The following is a 2,640-nucleotide window of genomic DNA, read 5'->3' on the forward strand; positions in this document are numbered from 1 at the left end:
CCGAAAGATCGGGGCGTGGGCCATCACCGCGTTCGTCGCGGTCGCCGCGCTGCTGGGCGGAGCCGCCCCCGCGCTCGCCGCCGATGACTCCGGTGAGACCTACGTGATCGGCACCGACACGACCTTCGCGCCGTTCGAATTCACGAACTCCGACGGTGAGCTCGTCGGCATCGACATGGACCTGCTGCGCGCCATCGCCGAGGACCAGGGCTTCCAGGTCGAGATCCGCCAGCTCGGATTCGACGCCGCGGTGCAGGCGCTGCAGGCCAACCAGGTCGACGCCGTCATGGCCGGCATGTCGATCACCGAGGAGCGCGAGAAGACCTTCGACTTCAGCGCCCCGTACTTCACCAGCGGCATCCAGTTGGGTGTGCTCGAATCCAGCGACATCGAGTCGCTCGACGACCTCGACGGAAAGACCGTCGCGGTCAAGACCGGCACGCAGGGCCAGACCTTCGCCGACGAGAACAAGGACGAGTACGGCTTCCGCGTCACGCCCTATCAGGACACCACCGACATGGTGGATGCCGTCAAGGCCGGGCAGGCCGTCGGCTACTTCGAGGACTTCCCGGTGCTCGCCTACGGCATCCAGCAGGGCTCCGGCTTCCGACTCGTCGGCGAACCCGAGCTCGGTGGCGAGTACGGCTTCGCCGTCAACAAGGGCATGAACATCGAGCTCGTCGACATGTTCGACGCGGGTCTGGAGAACCTCAAGGCCTCCGGCGAGTACGACGTCATCGTCGAGCGCTACCTCAGCGGCGGCGAGGCCACCGATCAGGCCACCGACATCATCTCCGTCGCGGTCAAGTACTGGCCCGCCCTCATGCAGGGCCTCTGGCTGACGATCCTGTCCACCATCATCGCGATCGTCGCCGCCTTCGTGCTCGGCATCGTGTTCGGCTTCGGCCGCATCTCGAAGTTCCTGCCGTTCCGCTGGCTCGCCACCGCCTACGTCTACGTGTTCCGAGGAACCCCGATCCTCGTGCAGGCGTTCTTCGTGTTCTTCGCCATCCCGCAGCTGATCCCGGGCGTGACCTTCAACCCGTTCGTCGCCGGTGCGATCACCCTGTCGCTGAACACGGGCGCGTACATGACCGAGATCATCCGCGGCGGCATCCAGGCCGTCGACCCCGGCCAGAACGAGGCCTCTCGCTCGCTCGGCCTCGGCTCGTGGAAGACCATGCAGAAGGTCGTGCTGCCGCAGGCGTTCCGCATCATGATCCCGTCGTTCGTGAACCAGGGCATCATCACGCTGAAGGACACGTCGCTGCTCAGCGTCATCGGTCTGGCCGAGCTCACCTTCCAGTCGCGCCAGATCATCGCATCCACTTACCTGTCCGCGCAGGTGCTGACCATCGTCGCCATCATCTACTTCGTCGTGATCACGCTGCTGACGCTGCTCGCGAACCGCCTGGAGAGGAAGTTCAACGCATGAGCAAGATCGATGTGCAGGATCTGCACAAGGCCTTCGGCAGCAACCAGGTGCTCAAGGGCATCGACCTGCAGGTCGCCGACGGCGAGGTCGTCGCGATCATCGGCCCGTCGGGCTCGGGCAAGTCGACGCTGCTGCGCTGCCTGAACAAGCTCGAGGAGCCCACCTCGGGCTGTGTCGTGATCGACGGCGTCGATCTGATGGACAAGAGCGTCAAGCTCGATGAGGTGCGCCAGCGCATCGGCATGGTGTTCCAGCACTTCAACCTGTTCCCGCACATGACCGTGCTCGAGAACATCACGCTGGCCCCGATCGAGCTCAGCCGCATGACGAAGGCGGAGGCCCGCGAGCGCGCCATGAAGCTGCTCGAGCGCGTCGGGCTGTCCGACAAGGCGAACGCCAAGCCGGCATCGCTCTCGGGCGGCCAGAAGCAGCGCGTCGCAATCGCCCGCGCTCTCGCGATGGATCCCGAGATCATGCTCTTCGACGAGGCGACCAGCGCGCTCGACCCCGAGATGGTCGGCGAGGTGCTGCAGGTCATCCGCGACCTCGCCGAGGGCGGTATGACCATGGTGCTCGTCACCCACGAGATGGGCTTCGCCCGCGAGGTCTCCGACCGCACGGTATTCATGGACGGCGGTGTCGTCGTCGAAGCGGGTGCTCCCGCCGAGCTGTTCGAGTCGCCGAAGAGCGACCGACTCCAGGACTTTCTCGCGAAGGTCCTCTGAGACGTCGGAGAACAGGAATGGCCCGGGCGATCGCCCGGGCCATTCCTGTTCTCCGACGAGTCGTCAGAGGATGACGGTCGAGCGGCCGTGCACGATCACGCGGTCCTCTGCGTGCCACTGCACGGCGCGGGCGAGCACGAGGCGCTCGACATCGGCGCCGCGGCTCTGCAGCTCGGCAGCCGATTCGGCGTGCGTGACGCGCGTGACGTCCTGCTCGATGATCGGCCCCTCGTCGAGGTCGGCCGTGGCGTAGTGCGCGGTCGCACCGATGAGCTTCACACCGCGCTCCTTGGCCCGGGCGTACGGGTTCGCGCCGATGAACGCCGGCAGGAACGAGTGGTGGATGTTGATGACCGGCGCGCCGACCTTCTCGATGAAGTCATCGGTGAGGATCTGCATGTAACGGGCGAGCACGACGAGATCGACATTGCCCTGCAGCAGCTCGAGCTGGCGCTGTTCCATCGCGGACTTATCGGCCGA

General features: G+C 65.8%; 3 protein-coding genes. 2 read left to right on the top strand and 1 reads right to left on the bottom strand.

Translation table 11 applies throughout. The features are described from left to right. Positions 1-1,435 (top strand): amino acid ABC transporter substrate-binding protein/permease (locus Q0Z66_RS12455; protein ID WP_366939005.1); only part of this gene is annotated, 1,435 nt, incomplete at its 5' end. Beyond that, positions 1,432-2,160, top strand: a complete 729-nt coding sequence (locus Q0Z66_RS12460) for an amino acid ABC transporter ATP-binding protein (RefSeq protein WP_298041640.1) — start codon at positions 1,432-1,434, stop codon at positions 2,158-2,160. The genes Q0Z66_RS12455 and Q0Z66_RS12460, both read left to right, overlap by 4 nt. Positions 2,161-2,223: 63 nt before the next feature. Here the strand turns inward: Q0Z66_RS12460 and Q0Z66_RS12465 are convergent. After that, positions 2,224-2,640 (bottom strand): formyltetrahydrofolate deformylase (locus tag Q0Z66_RS12465; protein WP_298041643.1); only part of this gene is annotated, 417 nt, incomplete at its 5' end.

It is taken from the genome of uncultured Microbacterium sp. (assembly GCF_947632095.1).
In the GTDB taxonomy this organism is placed as follows: Bacteria; Actinomycetota; Actinomycetes; order Actinomycetales; family Microbacteriaceae; genus Microbacterium.

What these genes read in the sequence shown, in the direction of transcription:
- Q0Z66_RS12460 (WP_298041640.1), top strand. Translation starts at nt 1,432, where the DNA reads ATGAGCAAGATCGATGTGCAGGATCTGCACAAGGCCTTCGGCAGCAAC.